The organism is Microtetraspora niveoalba (assembly GCF_001570405.1).
Taxonomy (GTDB): Bacteria; Actinomycetota; Actinomycetes; order Streptosporangiales; family Streptosporangiaceae; genus Microtetraspora; species Microtetraspora niveoalba.
Genome location: NZ_BBYM01000003.1, coordinates 63,139 through 89,308, shown reverse-complemented (window position 1 = coordinate 89,308; position 26,170 = coordinate 63,139). Strand labels below are relative to the sequence as shown.

28 protein-coding genes are annotated in these 26,170 nt (G+C 71.6%); 12 read left to right on the top strand and 16 right to left on the bottom strand.

Annotated features, from left to right (window positions below; translation table 11 throughout):
• Positions 1-25: 25 nt before the first annotated feature.
• Together AWQ70_RS01890 and AWQ70_RS01885 are read left to right on the top strand one after the other, a co-directional pair.
• Positions 26-739, top strand: a complete 714-nt coding sequence (locus tag AWQ70_RS01890) for a class I SAM-dependent methyltransferase (protein ID WP_067169248.1) — start codon at positions 26-28, stop codon at positions 737-739.
• Positions 736-1,794, top strand: a complete 1,059-nt coding sequence (locus AWQ70_RS01885) for a glycoside hydrolase family 15 protein (protein ID WP_067169245.1) — start codon at positions 736-738, stop codon at positions 1,792-1,794. Before AWQ70_RS01890 ends, AWQ70_RS01885 begins: the two co-directional genes overlap by 4 nt.
• A gap of 3 nt (positions 1,795-1,797) precedes the next feature.
• Here the strand turns inward: AWQ70_RS01885 and AWQ70_RS01880 are convergent, their stop codons facing one another.
• A complete protein-coding gene (locus tag AWQ70_RS01880; RefSeq protein WP_067169698.1) occupies positions 1,798-2,427 on the bottom strand; it encodes a class I SAM-dependent methyltransferase in 630 nt (209 codons plus the stop codon).
• Positions 2,428-2,578: 151 nt separating this feature from the next.
• On the opposite strand from AWQ70_RS01880, the gene AWQ70_RS01875 reads away from it, so the two are divergent.
• Genes AWQ70_RS01875 through AWQ70_RS01865 form a run of 3 tightly spaced genes read left to right on the top strand, consistent with a single transcriptional unit; the run spans position 2,579 to position 4,399 of the window.
• Complete coding sequence (locus AWQ70_RS01875) at positions 2,579-3,055, top strand: pyridoxamine 5'-phosphate oxidase family protein (RefSeq protein WP_067169242.1); 477 nt, start codon at positions 2,579-2,581, stop codon at positions 3,053-3,055.
• Between the two features lie 47 nt (positions 3,056-3,102).
• On the top strand, positions 3,103-3,297 hold the full coding sequence (locus AWQ70_RS01870) for a ferredoxin (RefSeq protein ID WP_067169239.1): 195 nt from the start codon (positions 3,103-3,105) through the stop codon (positions 3,295-3,297).
• Positions 3,298-3,313: 16 nt separating this feature from the next.
• Positions 3,314-4,399, top strand: a complete 1,086-nt coding sequence (locus AWQ70_RS01865; RefSeq protein WP_067169236.1) for an alcohol dehydrogenase catalytic domain-containing protein — start codon at positions 3,314-3,316, stop codon at positions 4,397-4,399.
• 122 nt (positions 4,400-4,521) lie between these two features.
• Here AWQ70_RS01865 and AWQ70_RS01860 read toward each other — a convergent pair whose 3' ends face one another.
• The 6 genes from AWQ70_RS01860 to AWQ70_RS01835 form a co-directional block, all read right to left on the bottom strand.
• Positions 4,522-5,529, bottom strand: coding sequence for a sugar phosphate isomerase/epimerase family protein (locus AWQ70_RS01860; protein WP_067169233.1), 1,008 nt, complete (start codon positions 5,527-5,529; stop codon positions 4,522-4,524).
• A gap of 58 nt (positions 5,530-5,587) precedes the next feature.
• Positions 5,588-6,748 carry a Gfo/Idh/MocA family protein gene (locus tag AWQ70_RS01855; RefSeq protein ID WP_245646646.1) on the bottom strand — a complete coding sequence of 387 codons (1,161 nt, stop codon included), beginning with the start codon at positions 6,746-6,748 and terminating at the stop codon, positions 5,588-5,590.
• Positions 6,745-7,809 carry a substrate-binding domain-containing protein gene (locus tag AWQ70_RS01850; RefSeq protein ID WP_067169230.1) on the bottom strand — a complete coding sequence of 355 codons (1,065 nt, stop codon included), beginning with the start codon at positions 7,807-7,809 and terminating at the stop codon, positions 6,745-6,747. Before AWQ70_RS01850 ends, AWQ70_RS01855 begins: the two co-directional genes overlap by 4 nt.
• Positions 7,810-7,995: 186 nt before the next feature.
• Positions 7,996-8,958 (bottom strand): ABC transporter permease, encoded by a 963-nt coding sequence (locus AWQ70_RS01845; protein WP_067169227.1) that lies wholly within the window; start codon positions 8,956-8,958, stop codon positions 7,996-7,998.
• A 16-nt stretch (positions 8,959-8,974) separates the two neighbouring features.
• Positions 8,975-10,507, bottom strand: coding sequence for a sugar ABC transporter ATP-binding protein (locus AWQ70_RS01840; protein ID WP_067169224.1), 1,533 nt, complete (start codon positions 10,505-10,507; stop codon positions 8,975-8,977).
• 106 nt (positions 10,508-10,613) lie between these two features.
• Positions 10,614-11,786 carry an ROK family transcriptional regulator gene (locus AWQ70_RS01835; protein WP_067169221.1) on the bottom strand — a complete coding sequence of 391 codons (1,173 nt, stop codon included), beginning with the start codon at positions 11,784-11,786 and terminating at the stop codon, positions 10,614-10,616.
• 293 nt (positions 11,787-12,079) lie between these two features.
• On the opposite strand from AWQ70_RS01835, the gene AWQ70_RS01830 reads away from it, so the two are divergent.
• Positions 12,080-12,703 carry an RNA polymerase sigma factor gene (locus AWQ70_RS01830; RefSeq protein WP_067169218.1) on the top strand — a complete coding sequence of 208 codons (624 nt, stop codon included), beginning with the start codon at positions 12,080-12,082 and terminating at the stop codon, positions 12,701-12,703.
• Entirely contained in the window at positions 12,700-13,617 is a 918-nt protein-coding gene (locus AWQ70_RS01825; protein ID WP_067169215.1) for a CU044_5270 family protein, read from the top strand. Before AWQ70_RS01830 ends, AWQ70_RS01825 begins: the two co-directional genes overlap by 4 nt.
• A gap of 148 nt (positions 13,618-13,765) precedes the next feature.
• On the opposite strand, the gene AWQ70_RS01820 is transcribed toward AWQ70_RS01825, so the two are convergent.
• Positions 13,766-14,662 (bottom strand): SDR family oxidoreductase, encoded by an 897-nt coding sequence (locus AWQ70_RS01820; RefSeq protein ID WP_067169692.1) that lies wholly within the window; start codon positions 14,660-14,662, stop codon positions 13,766-13,768.
• A 187-nt stretch (positions 14,663-14,849) separates the two neighbouring features.
• Between AWQ70_RS01820 and AWQ70_RS01815 the strand changes: the two genes are divergently transcribed.
• Positions 14,850-15,908, top strand: a complete 1,059-nt coding sequence (locus tag AWQ70_RS01815; RefSeq protein WP_067169212.1) for an NAD(P)H-dependent amine dehydrogenase family protein — start codon at positions 14,850-14,852, stop codon at positions 15,906-15,908.
• Between the two features lie 43 nt (positions 15,909-15,951).
• On the opposite strand, the gene AWQ70_RS01810 is transcribed toward AWQ70_RS01815, so the two are convergent.
• The 5 genes from AWQ70_RS01810 to AWQ70_RS01790 form a co-directional block, all read right to left on the bottom strand.
• The gene (locus tag AWQ70_RS01810) at positions 15,952-16,401 is read right to left on the bottom strand and encodes a flavin reductase family protein (protein ID WP_067169690.1); all 450 of its coding nucleotides are present in this window, start codon (positions 16,399-16,401) and stop codon (positions 15,952-15,954) included.
• 161 nt (positions 16,402-16,562) lie between these two features.
• A complete protein-coding gene (locus AWQ70_RS01805) occupies positions 16,563-17,078 on the bottom strand; it encodes an NADPH-dependent FMN reductase (RefSeq protein WP_067169209.1) in 516 nt (171 codons plus the stop codon).
• A 184-nt stretch (positions 17,079-17,262) separates the two neighbouring features.
• Entirely contained in the window at positions 17,263-18,327 is a 1,065-nt protein-coding gene (locus tag AWQ70_RS01800; protein ID WP_245646644.1) for an MBL fold metallo-hydrolase, read from the bottom strand.
• Positions 18,328-18,371: 44 nt separating this feature from the next.
• The gene (locus AWQ70_RS01795) at positions 18,372-19,679 is read right to left on the bottom strand and encodes an MFS transporter (RefSeq protein ID WP_169808609.1); all 1,308 of its coding nucleotides are present in this window, start codon (positions 19,677-19,679) and stop codon (positions 18,372-18,374) included.
• A 4-nt stretch (positions 19,680-19,683) separates the two neighbouring features.
• Positions 19,684-20,253, bottom strand: coding sequence for a winged helix-turn-helix domain-containing protein (locus tag AWQ70_RS01790; RefSeq protein ID WP_067169203.1), 570 nt, complete (start codon positions 20,251-20,253; stop codon positions 19,684-19,686).
• A 193-nt stretch (positions 20,254-20,446) separates the two neighbouring features.
• On the opposite strand from AWQ70_RS01790, the gene AWQ70_RS01785 reads away from it, so the two are divergent.
• Positions 20,447-22,978, top strand: a complete 2,532-nt coding sequence (locus AWQ70_RS01785) for a glycoside hydrolase family 9 protein (RefSeq protein ID WP_157529843.1) — start codon at positions 20,447-20,449, stop codon at positions 22,976-22,978.
• Between the two features lie 46 nt (positions 22,979-23,024).
• Here AWQ70_RS01785 and AWQ70_RS01780 read toward each other — a convergent pair whose 3' ends face one another.
• From AWQ70_RS01780 to AWQ70_RS01770, 3 genes are all read right to left on the bottom strand, one after another.
• Positions 23,025-23,240, bottom strand: coding sequence for a hypothetical protein (locus AWQ70_RS01780; RefSeq protein WP_067169197.1), 216 nt, complete (start codon positions 23,238-23,240; stop codon positions 23,025-23,027).
• Positions 23,241-23,244: 4 nt separating this feature from the next.
• Positions 23,245-23,496 carry an AbrB/MazE/SpoVT family DNA-binding domain-containing protein gene (locus AWQ70_RS01775; RefSeq protein WP_067169194.1) on the bottom strand — a complete coding sequence of 84 codons (252 nt, stop codon included), beginning with the start codon at positions 23,494-23,496 and terminating at the stop codon, positions 23,245-23,247.
• Between the two features lie 128 nt (positions 23,497-23,624).
• Positions 23,625-24,383, bottom strand: a complete 759-nt coding sequence (locus tag AWQ70_RS01770; protein ID WP_067169191.1) for an SDR family oxidoreductase — start codon at positions 24,381-24,383, stop codon at positions 23,625-23,627.
• 77 nt (positions 24,384-24,460) lie between these two features.
• On the opposite strand from AWQ70_RS01770, the gene AWQ70_RS01765 reads away from it, so the two are divergent.
• The 3 genes from AWQ70_RS01765 to AWQ70_RS39735 all read left to right on the top strand — a co-directional run.
• On the top strand, positions 24,461-25,072 hold the full coding sequence (locus AWQ70_RS01765; RefSeq protein ID WP_067169189.1) for a TetR/AcrR family transcriptional regulator: 612 nt from the start codon (positions 24,461-24,463) through the stop codon (positions 25,070-25,072).
• A 53-nt stretch (positions 25,073-25,125) separates the two neighbouring features.
• Complete coding sequence (locus tag AWQ70_RS01760; RefSeq protein ID WP_067169185.1) at positions 25,126-25,767, top strand: B3/B4 domain-containing protein; 642 nt, start codon at positions 25,126-25,128, stop codon at positions 25,765-25,767.
• Positions 25,768-25,958: 191 nt separating this feature from the next.
• On the top strand, positions 25,959-26,170 hold a 212-nt coding region (locus AWQ70_RS39735), incomplete at its 3' end, for a 2-oxoglutarate dehydrogenase E1 subunit family protein (RefSeq protein ID WP_444543082.1).

Genomic DNA, 26,170 nt, shown 5'->3' with positions numbered 1-26,170 from the left:
CCATGATCAGGAAAGGTAGGCAGGAGTGCTGACCGTCGACTTCGACCGGCTGCCCGTCGGGCCAGGCGACCGTGTTCTCGACCTCGGCGCCGGCGGCGGCCGGCACGCCTTCGAGGTGCTCCGCCGGGGCGCCGACGTGGTGGCGTTCGACATGGACGCGGCCGAGCTCGAAGGCGTCGCCGCGATGTTCGCCGCGATGGACAAGGAGGGGCAGATCCCTCCGGGCGCCTCCGGCGACACCGTGGTCGGCGACGCGCTCGCCATGCCGTTCCCCGACGCGTCCTTCGACCGGGTCATCGCGGCCGAGGTGCTGGAGCACATCCCCGACGACATGGCCGCGATGCGCGAGATCGTCCGCGTGCTCAAGCCGGGAGGGCGGGCCGCGATCACGGTGCCCAGCTTCCTCCCCGAACGCATCTGCTGGGCGTTGTCGGAGGACTACCACACCGCGCCCGGCGGGCACATCAGGATCTACACGCTGGCCGAGCTCCAGGCCAAGCTCAAGGCGTCCGGACTGGAGGTCGGCTCCCACCACCACGCGCACGGCCTGCACGCGCCGTACTGGTGGATCAAGTGCGCGGTGGGCGTGAACAACGACGACCATCCGCTCGCCAAGGCGTACCACGAGCTTCTCGTATGGGACATCATGAAGCGTCCCGCCGCCACCCGGATCGCGGAGGCCCTGCTCAACCCCCTGATCGGCAAGAGCGTGGTCGTCTACGTCCGGAAGCCCGTATGAGCGTCCCCGCCGTCCCGGGAGTGATAACGGCGGATCAGGTGGTGGCCACCGCGCGCAGCATCGCGGCGGTCCAGGACGGCGAGGGCGGCGTGCCGTGGCCCGAGGGCCACATCGACGCGTGGAACCACGTCGAATGCCTGATGGCACTGACCGTGGCCGGGCTCCGCGAGGAGGCCCGGCGCGGTTACGACTGGCTCTCCCGGCACCAGCGCGGGGACGGCTCGTGGCCGATGAAGGTCGCGGGCGGCGAGGCGGTCGAGAAGGGCGGCGAGTCCAACCACGCCGCGTACGTGGCCGTGGGGGTCTGGCACGACCTGCTCGTGACCGGCGACGAGGCGTTCGCGGCCTCGGTGTGGCCGATGGTGACCCGCGCCCTCGACTACGTGGTCGAGCTGCAGACGGCGCGCGGCGAGATCGTGTGGGAGCGCGACGCGCGGGGTGTCCCGGCGGCGTACGCGCTGCTCACCGGCTCGTCGTCCATCTATCAGGGGTTGCGCAGCGGCGTCCTGCTGGGCGAGCGGCTCGGCGACCCGCAGCCGGACTGGGAGTTGGCCGCCGACCGGCTGGGACACGTGCTCGCCGCGCACCCGGAGGCGTTCGCCGACAAGAGCCGCTTCTCGATGGACTGGTACTACCCGGTCCTCGGCGGAGCCGTACGCGGGGCGGCCGGCGACAAGCGCCTCGCCGAGGAGTGGGACACCTTCGTCGTTCCGGGGCTGGGCGTGCGCTGCGTCTCCGACCAGCCCTGGGTGACCGGGGCCGAGTCGTGCGAGCTGGTGCTGGCCCTGGACGCGACGGGCGACCAGGACCGGGCCCTGAGCGTCTTCGCCGACATGCAGCACCTGCGCCACGAGGACGGCTCGTACTGGACGGGCTGGCAGTTCGTGAACGAGAAGCACTTCCCGCACGAGCGCTCCGCCTACACCGCGGCGGCGGTGATCCTCGCGGCGGACGCGCTGTCCGGCGCCACGCCCGGCGCGGCGATCTTCCGCGACGCCGGCGAGCACGAGGTCCGCATCACCGGCGACTGCGGCTGCGAGCGCGCCCGCGCCTGAATCTCACACGCCCGGGGCGACGCGTTCGAGGACGCGCAGCGAGCCCGCGGCGCGGACCTCGGCGAACGCCCCGGAGGCGAGGGCGCGGAGATAGACGCGGTACGGCGCCTGCCCTCCGTCCGCCGGGTCGGGATAGATGTCGTGGAAGACCAGCGCGCCGCCCTCGATCACGTGCGGCGCCCATCCCTCGTAGTCCCTGGTCACGGGCTCCTCGGAATGGCCGCCGTCGATGAAGAGCAGGGCCAGCGGGGTGTTCCAGTGCCGGGCGACGGTCTCGGAGGCGCCCACGACGGCGATGACCTCGTCCTCCAGGCCCGCGGACGCGACGGTGCGGCGGAAGAACGGCAGCGAGTCCATCTTCCCGAAGCACGGGTCCATCAGCGTGGGATCGTGGTGGGCCCAGCCGGGCTGGATCTCCTCGGAGCCGCGGTGGTGGTCCACGGTGAACACGACGGATCCGGCCGCGCGGGCACCGGCCCCGAGATAGACCGCCGACTTGCCGCAATATGTCCCGATCTCGCAGATGGGGCCGCGCGTCCCGTACTGGTGGGCGAGCTCGAAGAGGACGAGGCCCTCCTCCGGCGGCATGAACCCCTTGGCCCGCTCGGCCGCGTATCGCAGATCCGCGGGCATCGTGACGGTGTTCACCGGTCGGTCACCTTCCGCATGGTCGTCCTTCTGGTACGGCTGTCGCCTGCAAGGGAGGGAGCCTAGCCCACAACGACCGGAACAAGGTTCGGGAGTCCCCTTGTCCGGGATGATGGAACATGTTCTACTTTGCAGCGTGAACCAGCGCTCCCAGATCGCGATGTCCGACGAGGAGATCGCGGGGCTTCTCGCCGACGCCCGCAAGCTCCAGCTCGGCACCATCAACCCCGACGGCACTCCGCACATGGTGACCATGTTCTACGGCCTGACCGACGGGAAGATCGCGTTCTGGACGTACGGCAAGGCCCAGAAGGCCCGCAACATCGAACGCGACCCGCGGGTGACCTGCCTGATCGAGGACGGCGACGACTACTCCGAGCTGCGCGGCGTCATGCTGTACGGCGTCGCGAAGCGGATCGACGACCCGGCGGGCGTCCTCGGCATCGGGATGGAGGTCACCCGGCGGATGACCCGGATGGACGACGTCGAGCCGCTGCGGGCGTACGTCGAGCAGACCGGGCGCAAGCGCGTCGGCTACGTCGTCGAGCCGGCCCGCGTGGTCTCCTGGGACCATCGAAAGCTCGCCGCCGCCCCCGGCCGAAGCTCCGGCTGATCCCTCCGCGCCGTCCGGGACGGCGGCCCCGACCCAAGGAGATCAACGTGAAGGTCAGAGTCGACGAGCTGGTGTGCGAGGCCAACGCGGTGTGCACCGGCCTGGCTCCGGAGGTCTTCGAACTCGACGACGACGACCGGCTGCGCGTCGTGCTGCCCGAGCCGCCCGCGGAGATGCTCGACCGCGTACGGCACGCGGTCCGTTCCTGCCCCAAAGCCGCCCTATCGCTCGAAGACGAGTAATCCCCCAGGAGGTCAAATGCGCGGAGCTCTGCTGCACGCGGTCGGCGACGACAAGCTCGACATCCGTGACGACTTCACGCTCACCCCGGTCGGCCCCACGGATGTCCGGGTGAAGATCAGGGCGACCGGCGTCTGCCACTCCGACCTGTCGGTGCTCTCCGGAGTGCTGCCGATGCCGCTGCCCGTGATCCCCGGCCACGAGGGCGCGGGCGAGGTCGTGGAGGTCGGCGACCACGTGACCTCGGTCCAGCCGGGCGACCACGTGATCATCAACTGGACGCCCGCCTGCGGCGACTGCCCCAGTTGCGTGGGCGGCCAGCCGCACCTCTGCATGACGTTCGTGATGAAGAGCTTCACGGACGCGCGCTTCCGCTACGGCGGCGACACCCCGGCGTTCGGCATGGCCGGCTGCGGCACCTGGGCCGAGGAGATCGTCGTCCCCTGGCAGGGAGCGATCAAGGTCGATCCGGAGGTGCCGTACGAGGCGGCCGCGCTGATCGGCTGCGGCATCACCACCGGCGTCGGCGCCGCGATCAACACGGCGAAGGTGCGGCCGGGCTCCACCGTCGCGGTCGTCGGCTGCGGCGGCGTGGGCCTCTCGGTGATCCAGGGCGCCCGGCTGTCGGGGGCGACCACGATCCTCGCGATCGACCCCCTCGAGTCCAAGCACGAGCTGGCGAAGAAGGTCGGCGCCACGCACGCGGTCACCCCCGACCAGCTCATGGACGCGATCGGCACGCTCACCGGCGGCCAGGGCTTCGACTACGGGTTCGAGGTGGTCGGCAAGTCTGCGGCGATCATGACGGCGTGGCAGGCCACCCGGCGCGGCGGCGACGTCGTCGTGGTCGGCGCGGGCGCCATGGACGACATGGTGCCGCTGACCGCGTTCAACCTGCTCTTCGAGGGCAAGAACATCCTCAGCTCGCTCTACGGCGGCACGGACGTGCGCCGCGACTTCCCGTTCTTCGCCGGCCTCTACAAGGCGGGCAAGCTCGACCTGGAGAGCATGATCAGCGCCAGGATCAAGCTGTCCGACCTCAACGACGCGGTCGCGGCGCTGAAGAGCGGCGAGGTGCTGCGCCAGATCGTGGTCATGGACTGAGCGCGGGTCCCGCGCGGAACGGCCCGTCCGAAGCCCCCGGGGATTCGGACGGGCCGCACCGTGTCGCCGGCTCGGATCGCCCCCGCGCCTGCCCGCCGCCCGAGTGAGACGACCAGGCCGACCTAGTCGGAGGAGAAGGCCGCGTCGAACGACGCCTCGGGCGGGGTGATGGCGTTCAACCTCCTGATGTACGCGAGGGACTCGGGGGCCCCGGCGAGCCGGTCCATGCCGGCGTCCTCCCATTCGATCGAGATCGGGCCGTCGTAGCCGATGGCGTTCAGCGCGCGGAAGCACTCCTCCCACGGCACGTCGCCCCGGCCCGTCGAGACGAAGTCCCAACCGCGCCGCAGGTCGGCCCACGGCAGGTGGGACGACAGGCGGCCGCGGCGGCCGTCGCCCACGCGCACCTTCGTGTCCTTGCAGTCGACGTGATAGATCCGGTCGGCGAAATCGAGGATGAACCCGGCCGGATCGACCTGCTGCCACACCATGTGCGACGGGTCCCAGTTCAGCCCGAACGCCGGACGGCGGCCCACGGCCTCCAGGGTCCGCACGGTCGTGTGGTAGTCGTACGCGATCTCGCTGGGGTGCACCTCGTGCGCGAACCGCACGCCCACCTCGTCGAAGACGTCCAGGATCGGGTTCCACCGGTCGGCGAAGTCCCGGTAGCCCGCCTCGATCATCGACGGCGGGACGGGCGGGAACATCGCCACGGTGTGCCAGATGGACGACCCGGTGAAGCCGACCACGGTCGAGACGCCGAGCCTCGCCGCGGCCCGCGCCGTGTCCTTCATCTCCTCGGCCGCGCGCCGCCGCACCTCCTCGGGGTCGCCCGACCCCCACACGCGCGCGGGCAGGATGGCCTTGTGCCGCTCGTCGATCGGGTGGTCGCAGACGGCCTGCCCGACGAGGTGGTTGGAGACGGCCCACACGCCGAGGTTGTGCTTGGCGAGGACCTCCCGCTTCCGGTCCACGTACGTGTCGTCGGAAAGGGCCTTGTCCACCTCGAAGTGGTCGCCCCAGCAGGCGATCTCCAGGCCGTCGTACCCCCATTCGGCGGCGAGCCGGCACACCTCCTTGAAGGGGAGGTCGGCCCATTGCCCGGTGAACAACGTGATCGGTCGCGTCATCTTCGTTCCTCCCGGTACAGGATTTTCAGGGGATGTCGGGAAATATTCGGAGGGGCGGCTACAGCGGCGTCCACCGGGAGCCGTTCGCCGCGCTCTCCTCGACCGCGGCCAGCACACGCTGCACGCGCAGGCCGTCCTCGAAGGAGGGCGACGGGTCGGTCCCGGCGGCGACGGCCGCGAGGAAGTCGCGCACCTCGTGCGTGAACGTGTGCTCGTAGCCCAGGCCGTGCCCCGGCGGCCACCACGCCTCCATGTACGGATGACCGGGCTCGGTGACGAGGATCCTCCGGAACCCCGCGTCGGCCTCGGTCTCGTCGTGGAACCACAGCTCGTTCATGGCCTCGAAGTCGAACGCCAGGCTGCCCAGCGAGCCGTTGACCTCCAGCCGGAGCGCGTTCTTGCGCCCGGTGGCGAACCGGGTCGCCTCGAACGACCCGAGCGCGCCGCCGTCGAACCTGCCCATGAACAGCGCCGCGTCGTCGACCGTGACCTCGCCCCGCCCGCCTGTACGGCTTCCGCCGGAGAGACCGCCGGCCTCCTCGGCGAGCGGGCGCTCCTTGACGAACGTCTCGGTGAGGGCGGAGACCCCGGTCAGCGCCTGGCCGGTGACGAACTGGGCGGTGTCCACGATGTGCGCGCCGATGTCCCCGAGCGCCCCCGAGCCGGCCCGCTCCTTCCGCAGCCGCCACACCAGGGGGAACTCGGGATCGACGATCCAGTCCTGGAGGTACTGGGCGCGGACGTGCCGGATCTCGCCCAGCCGCCCCTCGGCGACGTACCTCCTGGCCAGCGCGACGGCCGGCACCCTCCGGTAGTTGAAGGCGACCATGCTGCGCACGCCGCGCGCCGCCGCGCGGGACGCCGCCTCGGCCATGGCCTCGGCCTCGGCCACGGTGTTGGCGAGCGGCTTCTCGCAGATCACGTGCTTGCCCGCCTCCAGCGCGGCGACGGCGATCTCCGCGTGCAGGTCCCCGGGCGTGCAGATGTCCACGAGTTGCACGTCGTCGCGCCGGACCAGCTCCCGCCAGTCCGTCTCGACGGCGGCCCAGCCGAGCTCGGCCGCGGCGGCGGCGGCACGGTCGGGCGACCGGCCGGCGAGCGCCGCCATCGACGGCGTCACCGGCAGGTCGAAGAAAGCGGCGACGTTCCGCCAGGCCTGGGAGTGCACGCGTCCCATGAACGCGTGGCCCACCATGCCCACCCCGATCAGCGGCTTCACGATTCGAACCCCAGCGGCAGGTAGGTCGCGACGTTGTCCTTGGTGATGGTCTCGGAGGCGAGGGTGACCGACTGCGGCACCTGGTTCTCGGTGAGGTCGGACATGCCCTTGCCCTGGGCGATGAGCCGGGCCAGCTTGATCGCGGACGAGGCCATCGTCGGGCTGTAGGTCACCGTCGCCGCGAGCACGCCTGAGCCGGACTGGATCTCGCGCATGGCGTTCGCCGAGCCCGCGCCGCCGACCATGATGAACTCGTCGCGCCCCGCCTCCTTGATCGCGGCGAGGACGCCGATGCCCTGGTCGTCGTCGTGGTTCCAGATGGCGTCGATCTTCTTGTGCGCCTGCAGCAGGTTCGCCGTGACCTCGGTGCCGGACTCGACCGTGAACTGGGCGTCCTGCTTGGCCGTGACGCTGAAGCCGTAGCTCTTGAGCGCGTCGGCGAAGCCCTTGCTGCGGTCCTGCGTGAGCGGCAGCGTGGCGATGCCCTGGATCTCGACGATCACCGGATTCGTCACCCCCTTCTCCTTGAGCGCCTTGCCGATGTAATGCCCGGCGGCCACGCCCATGCCGTAGTTGTCGCCGCCGATCCAGGTCCGGTACGACAACTTGTCGGGGAAGACCCGGTCGAGGTTGACGACCGGGATGCCGGCGTCCATCGCCTGCCTGGCGACCTGGTTGAGCTGCTGGCCGTCGTTCGGCAGCAGCACCAGGACGTCGACCTTCGCCTGGATCAGCGACTCCACCGCGGAGATCTGCTGGTTGATGTCGTTGGTCGGCTCCACCGGCTTGAACACCACGTCGGAGTACTGCTTGGCCGCGGCCTCGGCGTTCTTGGCGATGGCGGCGATCCAGCCGTGGTCGGCCGCGGGCGCGGAGAACCCGATCGTCACCTGGGTGCCGGGCTGGTCGTTGCCGCCCGCGGCGGCCGCGGCGGTGGGCGCCGCGGCCGCCGCGCTGGGCTGCGCGGCCGGCTCGTTGCTGGTGCAGGCGGAGACGAGCGCTCCCGCGCCGATCACGGCGCCGCTGAGGAGGAATCCCCGGCGGTTGGGGGTCTTGGTCATGGAATCTCCTTGTTCGTGGAGCCCCGGGACGACCGGCCCCGGGGGAGGGGGGTGCGGAACTGCGTGAGGAGGAGGGGTCGGGGGCGTGCCGGGCCGGGGCCGGGAGCCGTCGCTCCCGGCCCTCTCACGACGTACGCGATGGGGTCGGATGGTGGAAGGGGCGGTGGAGTGGCCGATGGCCCGGGTTCAGGTGCCGGTGAGCGCGCCGCGCCGCTGCATCAGCACGGCGACGACGATGATCAGGCCCTTCGCGATGAGCTGGTCGCTGGTGTTGAGACCGTTCAGGATGAACAGGTTGGTGATCACGGTGAAGATCAGCAGGCCGAGGATCGAGCCGATGATCGTGCCCCGGCCGCCGCTGAGCAGCGTGCCGCCGATGATCACGGCGGCGATGGCGTCCAGCTCGTAGAGGTCGCCGTGCGTGGACGAGCCGGTGGTCGTCCTCGCCATGATGAGGACGGCCGCGATCCCGCAGCACAGGCCGGACAGCCCGTACAGCAGCATCGTGTGCCGCCGGACGTCGATGCCCGCCAGGCGGGCCGCCTCGGGGTTGCCGCCCACCGCGTACGTCCTGCGGCCGAACGTGGTCCGGTTGAGCAGGATCCAGCCGAGCACCACCACCAGGGCGAAGACGTAGACCAGCAGCGGCAACCCGAGCACCCGCGTGGTGGACAGCTCCACGATCGCGCTGTTGGCCTGCTGCACCAGCTGGGTCCGCTGGCCGGACATGCGCTGCGCCAGGCCGCGGGCCGCCACCAGCATGGCGAGGGTGGCGATGAACGGCACCATCCGCCCGTAGGAGACGAGGAAGCCGTTCACCAGACCGGCCCCCGTACCCACCAGGACCGCGCACAGGATCATGACCGCCGGGCCGTACGACTGGGTGGCGAGGGTGGTGGCCCAGACGGAGGACAGCGCCATGACCGCCCCGACCGACAGGTCGATGCCGCCCCCGATGATCACGAACGTCATGCCGACCGTGATCACGCCGATGGTCGAGGCGAGCGCGAGGATGCTCACCAGGTTGGAGGAGGTGGCGAAGTTCTCCGGCCGGGTCACCAGCCCGACGATCGCCAGGAGGACGAGCGCGGCGACGAGGCCGAGGTGCGGCACCTCCCCGATCCTCCCCAGGAAGGGTTTCCTCGCCACGTTTGTCGGGGTCGCCTCAGTCAACACGGGACTCCTCGTTCGTCGAAACCATGACCAGGTCGAGGACGCGGTGCTCGTCGAGGTCCACGGCGGGGGCCTCGTGCACGATCCGGCCCTCGCGGACGACCAGCACCCGGTCCGCGAGCCCGAGCACCTCGGGCACCTCGCTGGACACCAGCAGGACCGCCACGCCCTCGTCGGCCAGCCGCCGGATGACGGCGTACAGCTCGGCGCGGGCGCCCACGTCCACGCCGCGCGTCGGCTCGTCGAGCAGCAGCAGCCTGCGCCGCTCGACGAGCCAGCGGGCCAGCACGGCCTTCTGCTGGTTGCCGCCGGACAACGTCTTCACCGGCCGGCGCGGGTCGGGCGGCCGGATGTCGAGCGTCTCGACCAGCCGGGCCGCCTCGGCCGCCTCGCCGCGCCGGTCCATCCAGCCCGCGCGCGCGAACCGGGTCAGCCCGGCGAGCGTGATGTTGCGGGTGACGCTCTGGTCCAGCAGCAGGGCCTGCGCCTTGCGCTCCTCCGGGGCGAGGCCCATGCCGAGCCGTACGGCCCTGGTCGTGCTCCCGGGCGGTACGGCGCGGCCGTCGAGCAGGACCCGGCCGGACGCCCGGCGCGCGCCGTACACCGCCTCCAGGATCTCGGAACGCCCGGATCCGACCAGGCCGGCCAGCCCGACGATCTCGCCGGCGCGCACCGAGAAGGAGACGTCGGCGAAGACGCCGGGGACGGTCAGCCCCTCCACCCGCAGCACCTCGGGCCGGTCGCCGGACGGAGCCGGACGCGGGGGGAAGACGTACTCCACGTCGCGGCCGGTCATCAGCGAGACGACCCGCCCGGTGGGGGTCGTGGCGGGCAGCCCCACCGCGACCGTGCGGCCGTCCTTCAGGACGGTGACCCGGTCGCCGATCTCGCGGATCTCCTCCAGGCGGTGCGAGATGTAGACCACGGCGACGCCCTGGGCGGTGATCTCGCGGATGATCCGGAAGAGGTTCGCGACCTCGTCGTGCGCGAGCGCCGCCGACGGCTCGTCCATGACGATCAGGCGGGCGTCGTGCGAGAGCGCGCGGGCCATGCTGACGATCTGCTTGGCCGCGGGGGGCAGCCGGCCCACCTCGACGGTCGGCGGGATCTCGCCGTGCCCGAGCCGCCGGAGCAGGTCCGCGGCGACGCGGTTGCTCTCGCCGCGCCGGGTGAACCCGTACGTGGCCCGCTCGTGGCCGAGCAGGATGTTCTCGGCGACCGACAGCCCGTCCACCAGGTCGAGCTCCTGGTAGATGGTGGCGATGCCCTGCCGCATGGCCGCCGTCGGGGTGGCGAGGCGTACGGGCTCGCCGTCCAGCAGGACCTCGCCCTCGTCGGGCTGGTGCGCGCCGGAGAGGATCTTGATGAGCGTGGACTTGCCGGCGCCGTTCTGGCCGAGCAGGCAGTGCACCTCGCCCGCCCTGACCTCCAGGTCGACGCCGTCCAGGGCCCGCACGCCGGGGAACCGTTTGACGATTCCCCGCATGGCGAGCAGGGGTGCCGTGTCGGGGGGTGACGCCGGCATGGTGCCTCCAGTTGCTGCGGTGGGGCGTTGCGTGTACGCGATGCGCGTCCGTCGGGAGTCGGGAGTCGGGAGTGGGGTGGCGGGTGACGGGTGGTCGCGTGGCCGGCTAGGCGGCCGAGTAGACGTGATCGCTGATGAGCCGGGTCGCGCCGACGATCCCGGCGGCGTCGCCGAGCTCCGAGAGCACGATGGGCAGGTTGCCGGTCGCCAGCGGCAACGACCGGCGGTAGACGACGCTCCTGATCTCCGCGAGCAGCACGTGCCCCAGCCGGGCCACGCCTCCGGCGATGATGACGAGCCCCGGGTTGAAGAAGCTGACCAGGCTGGCCAGCACCTGGCCGACCCGCCGCCCGCCGTCGCGGACGATCTGGATCGCGGCGGCGTCTCCTTGCGCCGCCGCGGCGGCCACGTCCTCCGCCGTCAGCTCCCCGGCCGCCGCCAGCCGTTCCGCGAGGTACGGCGAGCCGCCCGACCTCGCGACGGCCGTCGCCTGCCGGGCGAGCGCGGCGCCCCCGAAGTACGCCTCCAGGCAGCCGGAGTTGCCGCAGGCGCAGATCGGGCCGTCGTCGTCGACCCGGATGTGGCCGATGTCGCCCGCGCTGCCGGAGACGCCGCGGTAGATCTTGCCGTCGACGACGATGCCGCAGCCGACGCCGGTGCCGATCTTGACGAGCAGGAAGTCGCCGACCTGCCTGGCCAGCCCGGCGTGGAGCTCGCCGAGCGCCATGATGTTGACGTCGTTGTCGACCATCGCGGGGCAGCCGAGTTCCTCGCTGACCGCCTCCCTCACCGGGTAGCGGTCCCACCCCGGCATGATCGGCGGCACGACCGGGACGCCCTCGGGAAAGCTCACCGGCCCGGGGACCCCGATGCCGGCACCGTGGAGCTGGGTGTACAGGCCCTGCTCGCGGAGCTTGCCGAGGAGCGTGACGGCGCGGTCGAGCACCGCGGCGGGACCCTCGCGGATGTCGCAGGGCTCGCTCAGGTGCCCGAGGACCCCCAGCTCGCCGTCGGTGACCGCGACGTCCACGGAGGTCGCGCCGATGTCGATCCCGGCGAACCGCGTCTGGCGCGACAGGCGCACCCTGCCGGACCGCCGGCCGCCGCGTGACTCGGCGAGCCCGTCCGGCTCGGCCAGCCCCAGCTCGATCAGCCGGTCGAGCTCGACGTTCAGCTTGGACCTGGACAGGTCCACCACGTCGCCCAGCTCGGCCCGGGACCGGCCGCCCTCTCGCAGGAGCCGCAACAGCATCGCCTGGTGCGCGTTCTCTGGCCGCATGCGCTTCACGAAGCCTCCGCATCGGAGTGAGATGGCGCGAACTTACCCCTCTTCTGCGGAACTGTGAAGACCTTTTCTATGTCATCGCACTAACTTTCGCTGAAATCCGCAAAAGTTCCGGGCGTGCGTGATCCTCCCGAACGCGCGAGAGCACGGCGTCACGGTCCCCCGTGCCCGGGTACGAGACCGGTCCCCGGACTCCGGCCGATCATCATTCGTACGGAAATCATGGGAACCGCGGATCCTCTCGGCGGTAATTACCGCTGTCACAGCAAACATCCGAGAGGCAAGAGATGCGAGACGAGAGCCGGACGGCCGCACCACCTCGGCTCGTGGCCGTGGAAACGGCCGACGACGCCGTGGTGATCGAACGATCCCGGCACGAGCCTGAGCGATTCGCCACACTGTTCACCCGCCACGCACCGGCGCTCAAGCGCTTCGTCATCCGGCGGCTGGGCCAGGAGTTCGCCGAAGACATCGTCGCCGAGACCTTCGCCCGCGCCTTTCAGCATCGGGAGACGTACGACCTGAGCCGCGGCGACGCGCGGCCGTGGCTGTACGGCATCGCCACCAACCTCATCGGACGGCACCGCCGCCAGGAGATCAATCTGTATCGGGCACTGAGCCGCACGGGGGTGGACCCGGTGATCGAGCCGTTCACGGATCGGATCGATCAGAGGGTGGCCGCGAACGGAGCGCGGCGGCGTCTCGCCGCGGCACTGGCGGGGCTCCCCAGGGGGCACCGGGACACGCTGCTGCTGGTGACGTGGGCTGAGCTCACGTACGAGCAGGCCGCACAGGCGCTCGGCGTGCCGGTGGGGACGGTGCGTTCGCGGGTCAACCGGGCTCGGAGCAAGCTGCGCCGGGCTCTCGGTGACATCGATCCGACCGCCTTGAACGAAGGAATGCCCAGATGAACGAGATCCAGCTCCTCAACATGCTGCGGGACGAGGTGCCGGCCCAGCCCGACCTGCGGGCCGAAGAGCACCGGCTGCTCGCCGAGATCCGGGCGGTCTCTTCCACGCCACGCCGGTCGGTACGACCCGCGCCGCGCCCGCGCTGGGGGCTCGCCCTGGCCGGAGCCGTCGCTCTCGCCGCCGCCGTGACCGTGACCCGGCTCGGAGGAGCCGACGGGCCGGGCGGCGGGCCGCCCGCGGTCCGGCCGCCCACCGCCGCGGCGGTGCTGGAGAAGGCCGCGCTCGTCGCCGCGAAGGGCGCGGCCGTCGAGATCCGCCCGGACCAGTGGTTCTACATGAAGGAGTCCCAGCATCTGGGGAACCTGCCGGCGTTCGAGCACTGGGTCCGGATGGACGGTCGCGGGGACGCCGTCCGCACGGACGGCGGCACGCTGAAGATCGGCGACGGCGAGAAGGGGCCGACGAACCCCGCCAGGACCCAACGGGAGGTGGAGAGCCTCCCCACCGATCCGGACGCGCTGCTGGAGCACTTCCGCGACCTCCCGCAGGGGCGGACGTCGCTGTCGATCTGCGCGCCCGCCTGCCCCGCCGAGAGCGAGAAGGACATCAAGGCCTTTGAAACGATCGGGTGGTACCTGAAGTTCGGGCCGATGATCTCTCCGGAGAAGACCGCGGCGATGTACCGGGCCCTGGCGAGGATCCCGCAGGTCACGATCGAGGAGAACGCCACGGACGGGGACGGACGCAAGGGCGTCGGCGTCGTCCTCGATCTGGGAGCGGCCGGCAAGGGCTACTACATCCTCGATCCCGGCGACTACCACTACCTCGGCGTGAAGGTGGTGAACGACGACCAGACCTTCGCCATGTCCGTGCTGGCTTCCGGCGTCGTCGACAAGCCCGGCCAGGTGCCCTGAACACGAATGATCGACGGGGAAGCGGCGCGGGACGCGGATGCCGGGACGGTCGGCCGGCGGCCGCCCCACCGTCCGCGCCGCCCCCGCCGTCGGCGACGAAAGCGACCATGCCGCCGAAGCCGGTCAGGAGATCCGGCGGGAGCCGGACTCAGAGCATCGCCTGCATCGAGGCGCCGGCCTGCTGCCCGAGGGTGGTGGGCTGGAGGTACGGCTGCTCGGCCATGATGGCGTCCCAGTTGTCGCGGACGGACTCGGCGGTGATGGCGTCGTCCCGCCAGCCCGGCCCCTCGGCGACGAAGACGCGGGCGACCCGTCCGCCGCCGACTGAGAACACCTCGCCGCTGGTCTCGCAGCTCTCGTGCGCGAGGTAGGCGACCAGGGCGCTGATCCGCTCCGGGGTGAACTTGGCCTCGAACTCGGCCGGGAGCAGCGTCTCGGTCATCCGCGTCCAGGCGATCGGCGCGATCGCGTTGGCCCTGATGCCGGCGCGGGCGCCCTCGATGCCGAGCGTCTTGGTCAGGCCGACCAGGCCCATCTTGGCGGTGGAGTAGTTGGCCTGGCCGAAGTTGCCGAACAGGCCCGCCGGCGACGAGGTGTTGACGATGCGGCCGTACCCCTGCTCCTTCATGTGGGGGAACGCGGCCCGGGTCACCAGGAACGCCCCGCGCACGTGTACGGCGATGACCGCGTCGAACTCCTCGACGGTCATCTTCCCGAAGGACTTGTCGCGCAGGATGCCGGCGTTGTTGACGAGGACGTCGACCCGGCCGAAGGCCTCCAGGGCGGCCCGCACGACGGCGTCGGCCCCCTCCGGCGTGGCGACGCTGTCGGCGTTCGCGATCGCCTCGCCGCCGTTCTTCGTGATCAGCTCGACGACCTCCGCGGCCGGGCCGGCGGAGGCGCCGCTGCCGTCGAGCGCGCCGCCGAGGTCGTTCACGACGACCTTCGCGCCCCGTTCGGCCAGCAGGAGCGCGTGCGAGCGGCCGAGCCCGTGCCCCGCTCCGGTGACGATCGCGACCTTGCCGTCGAACCTGAGATCGGACATCTCGTCCACCCTTCGAAAGAGAACAACATTCTGGTGCCCGCCCAAACAATAACTCCCCCTCACGTACGGGACACGAGACGACATTCCGTCATTGCAGATAGTGATCGAACGAGTAAATTTCTGCTATAGTCCTTGATCCCGTACGGGCATGGGTGAAAGCGACGGCACACCTGACTGGAGGCTCCCGATGCCCTCATCTCCGCCGCTGCGCGTGGTCCAGTGGGCCACCGGCGCAGTCGGGGGGTACGCGCTCCGCGATGTGATCAGCAGGCCCGACTTCGAGCTGGCCGGGGTCCTCGTCTACGACCCGGACAAGGTCGGGATCGACGCCGGGGAGCTGGTGGGCCTCGGCGCGACCGGGGTCAGGTGCACCGACGACGTGGACCGGGTGCTCGCGCTCGACGCCGACTGCGTGCTGCACATGCCGCTCCCCGCCGCCTACTTCGGCGGCGACCCGGCGACCGACGTGGAGGCCATCTGCGCCCTCCTGTCCTCCGGCAAGAACGTCATCACCACCACCGGCTTCGTCTATCCCCGCACGTACGGCCCGGGCCTGGTGGAACGGCTGGAGACGGCCTGCGCGCGCGGCGGGACGTCGCTGCACGGCACGGGCATCAACCCCGGCTTCATGAGCGACCTGCTGCCGCTCGCGCTGACCGGGCTGTCCGGCCGCCTCGACCACATCTACGTGCGCGAGTCGTCCGACTACCGGGGCCACCCGTCCCGCCAGATCGTCACCGACCTGATCGGCTTCACCCGCGAGCCCAAGGACTACGCGGGGACGGTCCGGCCGTTCCGCGCGTTCCAGCGGGCGTTGTTCTCCGAGAGTGTCCACCTCGTCGCGCACGCGCTGGGCGTCGAGCTGGACGAGGTCGAGGAGAGCGACGAGTACCACCTGGCCGCCGACGAGTTCGAGATCGCCGCCGGGGTGGTCCGGCCGGGCACGGTCTGCGCGTCCCGGTGGCGCTTCAGCGGCCTGGTCAGGGGGCGCCCCTTCATGACGGTCGAGTGCGTCTACAAGGCGGACGCCACGCGGGTGTCGCGCTGGGGCCCGCCCGGCTTCGCCGTCCACATCGAGGGCCGTCCCACGATGGCCGTCACGATCGACGAGGTGGAGCACGGCCTGGCCGGGGCGGCGGCGCACGCCGTCAACTCCATCGCCTCCGTCTGCGCCGCGCCGTCCGGCGTCCGCACGGTCCTCGACCTGCCGCTGGCCGTCGGGCGCGGCACCGTACGGCTCGCCTGACCGCGCCTGACCGCGACGGACCGGCGCGCTCCCCGGAGGCGGCTCAGTGCTCGAGGAAGCGGCCGAACCTGCCCTGGTGGTAGAGCAGCGGCCGGCCGGCCCCCTCGACGGAGGTCGCGGTGACCAGGCCGAGCACGAGGATGTGGTCGCCGACCTCGGCGGTGTGGTGGGTGCGGCAGACCAGGTGCGCGGAGACGTCGTCGAGCAGCGGCACGCCGTCCGGCCCCTCGGTCCAGCGTGTCGGGTGGGCGAACCGGTCCACGCCCTTCGCCGCGAAGCGGGCGGCCACCTCGGCCTGGTGGCTCGCGAGCACGTTCACCGCGAAGCCGGCGGCGAGCCGCAGCCGGGGCCAGGTCGTCGACGTCCGGGCGACGTAGAACGACACCAGCGGCGGGCTGAGGCTCACCGAGGAGAACGAGGTGGCGGTCATCCCGACCGGCTCCCCCTCGGGAAGCGCGGTCACCACCACGACCCCGGCCGCGTGCGCGGCCAGCGCCCGGCGGAACTCGTCGCCGCCGACGCCCTCGGCGGCCTCCCCGCCCTTGCCTCCCGCGTCCCGGACGACCGCTCGGCGGGCGCCTACGCCGTCGGCTCCGCCCTCGACGAGCCTGAGCCGGGAGCGTCCGCCCCCTCCGGGGATCTCGGGCGCGACGGTCACGCGGTCACCTCCTGGGGGAGTACGAGCTGCGGCGCCACCTGGTCCAGCCAGGCGGCGAGGACCTCGTCGAGATCGGGGATCCGCGACTCCAGCAGCGCGAGGCCGGGGGTGGGGACGATCGCGCCCAGCTCGACCAGGAGCGGGCGCAGGTGGACCTCGACGGCGAGCGAGTGCTTCGGGTCGCCCATCACCAGCAGCGGCAGGGCGAACGTCCCCTCCAGCGCCCGATGCGGCAGCCGGTCCAGGAACGCCTTGAGCAGCCCGGTGTAGGCGCCCTTGTACGTCGGCCCGGCCACCACGAGGACGTCGGCGTCGAGGACCAGTTCGAGCGCGATCTCCAGCGACGCCGACGGCTGGGGACCGAACAGGTGCGGCGCGAGGCCCGCGAGGTCCACGATCTCGGGCGGCTCGGCGGCCCCGATCCGCGCGGCCACGGCCTCGGAGGCCCGGACGGCCGCGTCGAGCGTCCGGGACCCCGCTCTCGGGTTGCCGACCAGCGTCACGATCGTCATCGCGTACTCCTTACCTCTACACGCGTCCCTTCACGGGACGTCCGGCGGTCGGTCGTCAGGAGGCGCGACGACACATGGCGCTCGCCACGTGGCCGAAGTCCACGTGGGCACGCCTGGTCAGATGAAGGCCCCGGCTCATGACCGTGACGCTAAACGCCACTCACCCTAAAGTCAATTTTCCCTACTAGCTTTGCAGGGAATGCCACATGTCGGGCTCGCCCGCGACCCGCCTCGCCCGTCCCCTGGCCTCCAGCCAGACCAGGTGGGCGAGGGTCTCGTTGGTCGCCGACCGGCGCATGAACAACGGGATCGTCTCCCACGGCCGCGACCAGGTGAGGCGGGTGGCCAGATCCCAGCACGTCATGCCGTCCGCCGCCGCCAGCACCGCCTCCACCTCGGCGAGCCGCTCCTCGTGATGGCCGATCACATAGTCCACGCGCTCCGACAACTCCAGGAAGCGGTACTCGTGGGCGGGCAGCACCTCGTCCACGTCCAGCTTGCCGATGTCGCGCAGCGAGTCGAGGTAGTCGGCCAGCGGGTTGTCCGCCGACTGCGGGTGGACCGCGACGTTCGGGGTGATCCGCGGCAGCACGTGGTCGCCGGAGAACAGCAGCCTGCGGTCGGCCTCGACGAAGCACAGGTGGCCCGGCGAGTGCCCCGGCGTCCACACGGCCTTCAGGTTCCAGCCGGGCAGGTCGAGCCGCTCGCCGTCCTCGATCAGCCGGTCGGGCGTGGCCATCGAGACGTAGTTGCGCATCATCATCGACGCGCCGGCCAGCTCCTGCGCGGTCAGGTCCGGCACACCGCAGCGGAGGAGCAGCTCCCGCCCCCGGTCCGCGAGCTCCTGGATGCCCGGCTCGTCGTAGCGGTCGCGCACCAGCCGCGCGTCCGCCGGGTGCAGCCCGATCCACGCGCCGGACGCCTCCCTGAGCCGTCCGGCGAGACCGTAGTGGTCGGGGTGGATGTGCGTGACCAGGACCGCCTTGATGTCGCCGATCGTGTATCCCGCGACCCCGAGTCCCGCGGAGAGCGCGTCGTACGCCTCGTCGGTGTTCCACCCCGCGTCGATGACCGCCACACCGTCCGGCAGCTCCATGGCGTACACCAGGACGTATCGCAGCGGGTTGATCGGGATCGGCACCGGGATCGACCAGAGGCCGGGCCGCACCCGCTCCACCTCGGGCAGCGTCCCTCCGGTCCACGCCGCACGCTGCCGCTCGTTCGCCGCCGTCACCATCGGCTTGCTCATCCGCTCGCCCCTTTCGCCGCAAAGATTCTGCCCCGGCTACCGAATCAAGTTCTACTCGGGGCCGGTTGGGGCGCCGTCCGGCGGGCGGGCAGCCGTACGAACAGGAGGGACGAGGCGAGGATCAGCACGGCCACCGCCCCCCAGGTGCCGCCGATGCCGAGGCCGGCGGTCAGCGGGCCGAGTCCGAGCGTGATCAGCATGCCGCCGAACTGGAGCTGGAGGGAGTCCACGGACATCACCGTGGCGCGCCGGGAGGACTCCACCCGCATGTGGACCAGCTCGCCGCGGACCAGTTCCACGACGGAGAGCGCCGCGAAGACGAGGAAGTACGCGACGCCCGCCGCGACCACCCCCGCCGCCCCGTCCAGCGCCACCGACGCCGCCAGCCCGGCCAGGGACGCGGCCGTCACGACGGTCGCGGCGACCGCGGCGCGGATGGACGTGCGGAGGAGCCGGGCCACCGACGGGGCGAGGGAGCTCCCAACCGCGTTCGCGGCGAAGCCGACCGCGGCCACGAACGCGTAGACCGTGCTCCCCGTCTCCAGCCGGCCGGTGAGCTGCGCCAGCCGCACCGGCGTCAGGGTCTCGATGGCGGACAACATCATCCCGCCGGCCGCCGAGACCAGCAGCAGCCGCGCCAGCCCCCGGTCGCGCACCGCCATATGGAAGCCGCCGCGGATCGTCAGCGGGACGTCCCTGAGGATCTCTCCGAGCCGTCCGGCCGCCCGCGAGCGCGCGGACGCGCCCGCCGAGACCGCCCGGGACCGCGGCGGCTCCGGCATCGCGACGACCACCGCGACGAGCGCGGCGACCGCCGCGACCGCGCCGCACCACACCGGGACGGCGAGCCGCTGCGCGTCGTCGCCGGGCAGCGCCAGCGGCACGAGGCCGCCCGCGAGCACTCCGCCGAGCAGGGCCGTCGAGCTCGCGGCGGCCCCGAGGGCGAGGCCGGGCTTGAGATCGGCGTCCGGCCCCTCGGTGGCGTGCAGCGCGTCGACGTACCAGGCCTGGGCCGGGCCGCTGGACAGCGCCCGCGCGACGCCCTTGAACAGCGACGCCAGGAAGAACAGCCAGACGGTGTCGGCCAGGGCCATGACGACGAGGCCCGTCGCGCTGAAGGCGGTGCCGATCGCGAGCACCGTACGGCGTCCCACCACGTCGGCCAGCCCGCCGGTCGGCAGCTCGAGCACCACGATGGTGACGGAGTACGCGGCCGACACCAGGCCGATCTGCCCCAGGTCGAGGCCCCTGGCGGACATCAGCAGCACCATCGGCGCCATCATGAGCCCCGGCGGCAGCCACACGAGGAACTGGACCAGGGCGTACCGCCGCCGCGCCCCGGTCGCGCTCACCCGGTCACCCCACATAGCCGCGCACCGGGTGGGCGCTGACGAACACGGACACCCGCTCGACGTCGGGAGCGTCCTTGTCGCGCTCCTCGAACTCCTTGAGCAGGGCGAAGAAGCGCTCGTAGAGCGCGGTGACCGACGCGGGCGTGAGCCGTACGATGTCGTCGGACGTGCCGGCCACGTCGATCCATTCCGGGCTCCAGGTCTCGCCGTCCCGCTCGAACGCCTCCACGGTGGACCTGAGCACCTCGAGTTGCCGGTGGCGCATGAAGGCGACCGCCTCGCGCCCCTCGGGCGTGCCGGCCAGCTCGGCGTTGCTCCACGACGTGAACGCGTGGGCCGCCCGCCAGCGGCGCTCCCGCCGGTCGCGCCGCTCGGCGTCCTCTTCGACGAAGCCGTACCTGGCGAGCTGACGGAGGTGGTAGCTGGTCGAGCCGGAGCTCTCGCCGAACCTGGCGGCCAGCTCCGTGGCCGTGGCCGGCCCTTCCATCCGCAGCGCGCCCAGGAGGCGGACGCGCAACGGGTGGGCCACGGCCTTGAGAGTGCGGGGATCGGTGACACGGAAGGCGTCGCTCATGCCTCGGTTCTAACATTGCAAAGATAACTTTGCAAATCTTTCTTTGCTGATTGAAACTTTCACGCCCCGGAGCCGCCCACCCTGCGATCTGCGAAGCGCGCCGGAGCCGGATCGTTGACGGCGCGGGAGGCCAGGGGCGACCATCGGGACGCTCCCTTTGGGAGCGCTCCCACACCTCCCCCAAGGATCCCTTGTGATCAGACGACTCTCCGTCCTCGCCGCGGCGGCCCTGGCCGCGACCTGCCTCACCGGCGTCCCGGCCCTGGCCGACGGCCCCGAGCAGATCCCCAACGGCACCTTCGACACCACCGCCGACCCCTGGTGGCACACCGGCAACCTCACGTTCGACCTGGACGGCGGGCGGCTCTGCGCCGACGTCCCCGGCGGCACCGTCAACCCCTGGGACGCGATCATCGGTCTCAACGACATCCCGCTGGTCAAGGACGAGACCTACGCCTTCGGCTTCTTCGCCTCGGCCACCCCCGGCAAGGTCGTCAGGGCGCTGGTCCAGCTCCCCGTCGACCCGTACACGCAGTACCTTTCCGCCGCGCCCGAGCTCAGCGTGTCGGGCAACGCCTACGCCTACACGTTCACCTCGCCCGTGGACCTCCCGAACGCGCAGGTCGCGTTCCAGATCGGCGGCAGCGCCGAGCCGTGGCGGTTCTGCCTCGACGACGTCTCACTCAGGGGCGGCGCCGAGCCCGAGGTCTACACCCCCGACACCGGGCCGCGCGTCCGGGTCAACCAGGTCGCCTACCTGCCCGAGGGCCCCAAGAACGCCACCCTCGTCACCGAGGCGACCGAGGCGCTCCCCTGGCGGCTCGAGGACGCGGACGGCGCGACCGTCGCCGAGGGCGTGACCACGCCGCGCGGCGTCGACGGCAGCTCCGGCCAGAACGTCCACACGATCGACTTCGGCGCGTACCGCACGGCGGGCGAGGGTTACACGCTCAGCGCCGACGGCGAGACCAGCCGCCCCTTCGACATCGGCGGCGGCGCGTACCGGGACCTCAAGCGCGACGCGCTGAAGTTCTACTACACCCAGCGCAGCGGCGTCCCGATCGACGACGCGCTGCGCCCCGGGTACGGCAGGCCCGCCGGGCACGCGGGCGCCGCCCCCAACCGGGGCGACACCGCGGTGCCGTGCCGGCCGGGCGTCTGCGACTACACGCTCGACGTCTCCGGCGGCTGGTACGACGCGGGCGACCACGGCAAGTACGTCGTGAACGGCGGCATCTCGGTCGCCCAGCTCATGAGCGAGTTCGAGCGCACGAAGAACGCGGCCACCGCCGAGCCCGTCGGCGGCCTCGACATCCCCGAGAGCGGCGACGCCGTGCCCGACATCCTCGACGAGGCCCGCTGGGAGCAGGAGTTCCTGCTCAAGATGCAGCGCGAGGACGGCATGGTCCACCACAAGATCCACGACGAGAACTGGACCGGTCTGCCGCTGCTGCCGCACCTCGACCCGCAGAAGCGGGAACTCCACCCGGTGTCCACCGCGGCCACGCTCAACCTCGCCGCCACCGCCGCGCAGGCCTCCCGGGTCTTCGCGCCGTACGACGCCGCGTTCGCGGCGCGCAGCCTGAGCGCGGCGAAGAAGGCGTGGGCCGCCGCCAAGGCCCACCCCCGCGTCCTCGCCTCCCCCGACGACGGCGTCGGCGGCGGCACCTACGACGACCCCGATGTCAGCGACGAGTTCTACTGGGCCGCGGCCGAGCTCTACATCACCACCGGCGAGAAGGAGTTCGCCGACTTCGTCCTCGCCTCGCCCCACCACACCGCCGACATCTGGGGCGAGCGCGGCTTCGACTGGGGCCACACCGCCCAGCTCGGCCGCCTCGACCTCGCGACCGTGCCCAACGCCCTGCCCGGCCGCGCCGACGTCCGCCGGTCCGTCGTCGCCGGCGCGGAGAAGTACCTCGCGACCCAGGCCGGGCACCCGTACGGTGTGCCCTACGACCCGCCCACCTACGACTGGGGGTCCAACGGGCTGGTCCTCAACAACATGATCGTCATCGCGACGGCGTACGACATCACCGGCGACGTCAAGTACCGCGACGGAGTGCTGCGGGGCATCGACTACATCCTCGGCCGCAACGCCCTGAACCAGTCGTACGTCACCGGCTACGGCGAGGTCGCGTCGAAGAACCAGCACAGCCGGTGGTACGCCCACGCGCTCGACACCGACCTGCCGAACCCGCCGCCCGGAACCCTGTCCGGAGGTCCCAACTCCTCCATCCAGGACCCGGTCGCGCAGGCGAAGCTGAAGGGCTGCGAACCGCAGTTCTGCTACATCGACGACATCGAGTCGTGGTCCACCAACGAGCTGACGATCAACTGGAACTCGCCGCTGTCGTGGATCTCGGCGTTCGTCGCCGACCAGGGCGACGGCGCCCCGCCGGGCCCGCCGACGTGCGCGGTCGACTACACGGTCCACGGGTCGTGGCCGCAGGGCTTCACCGCCCAGGTCACGATCAGGAACACCGGCTCCCGGACGATCGACGGCTGGTCGCTGAAGTGGTCGTTCCTCGGCGGCCAGAAGGTCGCCCACGAGTGGAACTCCGCCGTCTCCCAGCGGGGCGCGACCGTCACCGCGGCCGCCCTGTCCCACAACGAGAAGATCCGGCCCGGCCGGTCGGTGACGTTCGGCTTCAACGGCACGGGCGCCCCCGGCGCCAACCCCGTCCCCGACCTGTTCACCCTGAACGGCGCGGCCTGCGCCTGACCTCGCTCCTCCCGCCCGCCGCCCGCACCTCGGGGCGGCGGGCGGATCAGGACCGGCCGATCGGCTCGACCAGATCGGGAGCGGCCCCGGGGAACTTCCGGTCCGCGCTGAGCAGCGCCCTCGCCCCCGCCCCGCGCGCCGTCGCGATGATGAGAGCGTCCGGCATGCGCAGCGCGAGGTCTCCCGCTCTGAGGCGCGCCGCGGCGTCGCCGGGGTCGAGAAGGCTGGAGACGACGCTCGTGTCGAGCATCACGAGGGGCACGGCTTCAGCTCCAGGCGTCCCGTTCGGCCTCGACGTCCACGGCTTCGGTGAAGCCGGGGAGCGTGCCGACGACGCCGTCGAAACGGCTGCGGTGCCGCCGGATGACGATGTGGCCGTCGTCTTCCTCGATGTCGACGGGATCTCCGGGGTGGAGCCCGAGCCTGCGCAACACGGCGGCCGGCAGGGTCACCTGGTTCTTGCTGGAGATCCGCGCCGGCCCCGGACGCCTGGCCCGCGGCCGTCTCTCGTGCTCCATAACCTTTACCGTACCCGTCACGAGTAAAGGCCAAGAGGAGTCACTCTTCGCGCACAAGAGATTTCACCGCGCATCGAAAGCGTGGCCTGACGGGAATCAGGCCGAGCGCCGGAGGCGGGCCTCCGGGGTCAGAGGTCGCTGCCTCCGGTGGCGTCGATCGTGGCGCCGGTCACCCAGCGCGCGTCGTCGGAGGCGAGGAAGGCGACCACGTCCGCGACGTCGGACGGCTCGCCCACCCGGCCCAGCGCCGCACGAGCCGCCGACGCCCGCCACGCGTCGGCGTCCCCCCGCAGCCAGCCGGCGTTGATGTCGGTGTCGATGATCCCGGGCGCCACGTTGTTCACCGTGATGCCGCGCGGGCCCAGGTGCTTGGCCAGCGCGAGCGTGAAGGAGTCGAGCGCCCCCTTGGTCATCGCGTAGGCGATCCCCTCGGGAAACGCGATCCTGGTCACACCAGAGGTGATCGTGACGATCCGCCCGCCGTCCGGCATGCGGGCCAGCGCGCGCCGCGTGACGAAGAAGGCGGCGCGGGTGTTGACCGCGAACCCGCGGTCGTACATCTCGGGAGTCACGTCTTCGATGACCGCGGAGACGTTGATGCCCGCGTTGTGCACCAGGACGTCGACCGGGGCGTCGGAACCCAGCTCCCGGTCCAGCGCGGCGAAGAGCGCGTCCACGTCGCCGGGCACCCCCAGCTCGGCCCGCACCGGGAAGGCCCGGCCCCCCTTCTTCGTGATGGCCGCGACCGTCTCCGCGGCCGCCGCCTCGTCCCGCGCGTAGTTGACCGCGACCAGCGCGCCGTCCGCGGCCAGCCGCTCGGCCACCGCCCGGCCGATCCCCCTGCTCGCGCCGGTCACCAGCGCCGTCTTCCCCTCCAGAGAAGCCATGACCCGTCCCCTTTCTTTAGCGATCACTACAGAATCGACCGTACCATATCTTTAGCGCTCGCTATAGAATTCCGGGCATGGGGAGAACACGGTCCTTCGACCGGGACGCCGCCCTGGAACGCGCCCTGGAGGAGTTCTGGCGGCACGGCTACGAGGCCACGTCGATCGCCGGACTGACCGCCGCGATGGGCATCAACCCGCCCAGCCTGTACGCCGCCTTCGGCGACAAGCGGAGGCTGTTCGCCGAAGCCGTCGAGCGCTACCAGGAGACGCACGGCGCGTTCAGCACCCGCGCCCTCACCGAGGAGGCGACGGCGAGGGACGCCGTCGAGCGGCTGCTCCGCGAGGCGGCCGACGTCTACACGAGCACCACGCACCCCCCGGGATGCATGATCATCTCGGCCGGGGTGAACACCACCGACCCCGGCGTCATCGCCGAGCTGCGCGGGCATCGCGAAGGGGCCAAGCGGGTGATCAGGGAGCGGATCGAGCACGACGTCCGGTCCGCCCGCCTCCCCGGGGACACCGACACCGCCGGGCTCGCCACCTACTACGCCGCCGTCATCCAGGGCATGTCCACCCAGGCGCGCGACGGCGCGAGCCGTACCGACCTGGAGCGCGTCGCCGCCCTCGCCATGCGCGCCTGGCCGGCCGAACTCCTCGACGGCGCGCCCGGACGGACGGCCTGAGGGAGCGCGCCCGCCGGAACGAGCAGCGGCCTCGACGGCCTAGGCTGTAGCGCATGATCGAGGCGATCCGGGTGGACGAGGCGGTCCGCGAGCTGCGGCCGGACTTCGCCGTTCTGGCCGTCACCGCGTACGGCCTGGGCAACGGGCCCAGCGACGACAGGTCGCGCGGCTGGCTGGCCGAGGCGGCGGAGACGGCCCCCTCTCTGGACGACGCGAAAATCGAGGCGTGGCGGGCGGCCTACCGCGCGTTCGGCGCCAAGCCGCAGCGCACCCGCCCCTCGGTGGACGCGCTGATCAGGCGGATGCCGCTCCCCGAGATCAACCTCGTGGTCGACGCCTACAACTCCGTCTCCGTACGGCACGGCCTGCCGATCGGCGGCGAGGACCTGGCCCGCTACCGGGGCGCGGCGCGCCTGGTCAGGGCCGCGGGCGACGAGCCGTCCGACGAGGTCCTCGGCGACCCCGGCATCGGCGAGGTGATCTGGCGCGACGACGACGGGGTCACCTGCCGGCGGTGGAACTGGCGGCAGTGCGTCCGCACCCGCATCACGGAGGGCACGGTGGACGCCCTGTTCCTGCTCGAACGGCTGGAGCCGCTCTCGACGGACGAGCTGTCGGCCGCCGGGGACGAGCTGACCACGCTGCTGCGGATGATCACTCCCGGTGTCCGGATCGAGTCCCGCCTGATCCGGTAACGCCTTTATGACCATGCGGTAAGCATGGGCATACCACCCAGATGGGCTACCCGGACGTGACCTGTTTGGTCAGTCCTGGGAGGATAGGCCGGGACCTGCGGCCGGACGGGCGCACCCCCTGTCCCAGGCGAGTAGCCTTGGACAAGTTCTCTATCATCAACGCCGATCTGCGGAAGAGGGCGATTTCCGCCGTGTCGTCTGAGTCGTCGCGGACAAACCCGCTGGCAAGCTTTGGGCAAAACGAATGGCTTGTCGACGAGTTGTACCAGAAGTACCTGCAGGATCCCGAGTCAGTGGACAAGGCATGGTGGCATTTCTTCGCTGACTACAACGGAACCGGGAAGGCCTCCGCGGCCTCCGGCGCCACCGCCGTTGCCGCTCCCCCCTCCCCGCCCCCCGCCCC